Annotated in this window: 1 protein-coding gene; it reads right to left on the reverse strand. The window is 77.0% G+C overall.

What is annotated here, in order from left to right; all coding sequences use genetic code 11:
- Positions 1-49: 49 nt before the first annotated feature.
- On the reverse strand, positions 50-1,009 hold the full coding sequence (locus L1885_RS28515) for an alpha/beta fold hydrolase (RefSeq protein WP_235800028.1): 960 nt from the start codon (positions 1,007-1,009) through the stop codon (positions 50-52).
- Positions 1,010-1,183 lie beyond the last annotated feature (174 nt).

Here is a 1,183-nt window from a genome sequence, read left to right on the forward strand (position 1 = left end):
CACCGCGCCGCGGCCGGGAGGCGCGGGCCGTGCGCGGCCGGCGGCGGCGTCAGGGCCGTGCCGCCATCAGCCCGGCCAGCAGGGCCGCGAACCTCGACGCCTCCGTGACGTGCGGGAAGTGGTGGCCGACCGGCCACTCGACGACCTCCGTGGCGGGCAGCCGCTCGACGAGCCAGCCGCGCTCCTCCGGGTCGACCGGATCCCCGAAGACGGCGACATAGGGGATGCCGCGCTCGCGGAGGCGCGCGAGCATCTCGTCCGTGCGCGCCGCGAGGTCCGGAACGCGCAGGTCGAGCAGCTCGGCCCAGTAGCTCAGCACGATCTCCTGCGAGACGGTGTCGCCGGCCCGCAGCAGCCCGCGGTAGGTCGCGCCGACGTTCTCGGTGCGCATCCGGGCCTGGAGCACCGCCCACGTCTCGGCGAAGTCCTCTCCGCGCAGGCGGGGCGCGATGCTCTGCGCGAACCGCGCGAAGTCGTCGACGCGCAGCGGCTGGTCGACGTTGACGACGGCGGTGGCCGGGTGGCGCGCGCCGTAGGCGGTGGCGAACAGCCCGGCGAGGGAGTGGCCCACCACCACCGGCCGGTCGAGCCCCGCCGCCAGCACCGCCTGGTGCACGGCGTCCACCACGCTGTCGAGTCCGTGGTCGCCGTCGTCGAGCGGCGGCGACCCGCCGTGGCCCGGCAGGTCGAGCGCGAGCGCCGGATGGCCGAGCGGCAGCCGGGACAGTACGGGCCGCCACATCGCGCGGTCGAAGGTGAGCCCGTGCAGCAGCACCACCGAGCGGCCGCGCCCGTAGACCGCTCCGGCGCCGTCGGGTCCTGGGCCCACATCGGTCAGTACGGCGTCCCCGCCCGCCGGGCCCGGCGGCCCGGTCTCGACGGCGGCGGCGCCCCGGTGCGCGGCCCCGGGCGCGGGCCCCAGCCCGATGGAGTCGCCTGCCAGCGGTCCCCACCGCCCCGACGAGAGGACGACTTCTTCGGCATCCACCTCTTCGCCACCATTTGTCATGTTTTAACGCTACTCCGCGACGCGGACAGCGTGACGAGGGCAGCGGCATACGGGCAGCGGGGTTCGGGCGGCACACGAAGGCGGAGGGGGACGGAGGAGGGCGGTCCGCGCCCGGCGGCGGGGCGGGCGCGGACGACGGGACGCGGGGCCGGCGCGCGCAGGGGTCGGGGCGCG

Source organism: Streptomyces fuscigenes (genome assembly GCF_021556455.1).
GTDB classification, from domain to species: Bacteria; Actinomycetota; Actinomycetes; order Streptomycetales; family Streptomycetaceae; genus Streptomyces; species Streptomyces fuscigenes.